This is a genomic window from Shewanella septentrionalis, assembly GCF_025370265.1.
Lineage (GTDB): Bacteria > Pseudomonadota > Gammaproteobacteria > Enterobacterales > Shewanellaceae > Shewanella > Shewanella hafniensis.
Genome location: NZ_JAMTCC010000112.1, coordinates 1 through 1224, shown reverse-complemented (window position 1 = coordinate 1224; position 1224 = coordinate 1). Strand labels below are relative to the sequence as shown.

General features: G+C 45.4%; 2 protein-coding genes. Both read right to left on the bottom strand.

Translation table 11 applies throughout. The annotated features are described in order from the left end of the window. A partial coding sequence (locus NE536_RS22770) for a hypothetical protein (RefSeq protein ID WP_261274119.1) occupies positions 1 to 788 on the bottom strand: 788 nt, incomplete at its 3' end. A 12-nt stretch (positions 789 to 800) separates the two neighbouring features. Next, a partial coding sequence (locus NE536_RS22765; RefSeq protein WP_261274118.1) for a hypothetical protein occupies positions 801 to 1224 on the bottom strand: 424 nt, incomplete at its 5' end.

Below are 1224 nucleotides of genomic sequence, written 5' to 3'. Positions count from 1 at the left end.
TTTTTGCCAAAGGGATTAGGCAGGGTCAGCTCTATCTCGCCGCTGTGAACGTTCAGTACATGGTATAGGGTATCTGAGCCCAGGTAGAGCTTGCCATTAAGGTAATGGGCCGACAGTAACTCATGGTCGATGGTAAACTGCTTTTGCCGCTGACCATCCTCCAGTGAAATAAGATAGATATCGCAGTGTTTATAGCCTTCGCTGTTTTGCACATGGAACAGCCAATCATCGCCGAAGAAACAGCGACGATTATTTACCAGGTCGGCACGAAGATCATCATAACGGTATCGCCAGCGTTCATTGAGATTTTCATCACGGGAGACGATTTCCCCACTGACGCTCCAGTACAACTGGCCCTTGTGCAAATAGGAATAACCAAACTCTAATGGTTGCCAAGTATCTGGCTCATTTTGGTATGACCAGAGAAGCTTTTCATTACTATAATCGGTGCAATCCTTTTTAAAGGTCAGAGAGCCAAAATTCATCCATCGAAGCTCCTTACCATATTGACCAACAAAGGTATCAACCTCGGTTACACTACCATCGGGCAGTGCACGGTAGCAGCTATCGAATAACTCGCCTTTTTCAAGCTCTACAGATGACGCGGTGAAATAACATTCGATATGACTGTCATCCCAAGACGACGCGTAGTACCCAGTCTGAAACAGGCAATACTTATATACCTTACCCTGCAACCAACCAAAGTGATCCAGCCGGAACCAAACTCGCGCTTGATCCACATGATTACTATGGGACCATGACGGTAATGGGATAAAATATAAGCTCACGACCACTCCTTCTTATTCAACCTTTGCACTAATTTCAACAAAGTCGGTATTTTTAAGTTGTTTAATAAAATCTTTAAAAATTTCATCATCGGCCTCTAACTCCAAATCCAGCCCCATTCCAGCCTTCAAAGCCTGTTTATTTTTCTCAGCCAACATGACAATTTTATCCCGTATTGCGTCGGCACCACCCGGGTAGTCTGCCGCCCGGGCGTCAAAAGACCAACGGGTGCAGCATAGTCCCACATCTGCCTTTAGCTGCACCAGATCTTTAAATAACTGCCCGGTGTCCTCGGCAAAATCATCGTCCGCTGCAAATTTAGACTTAATGGATTTGGGCAATAGTTTGTCAATGTTGTCGAGCTTCCACGCCTTCTTCTCATACCTTATCAGATTATCACCAACCTGCACCACCAAGTCATAATAACGGGCCCCAACA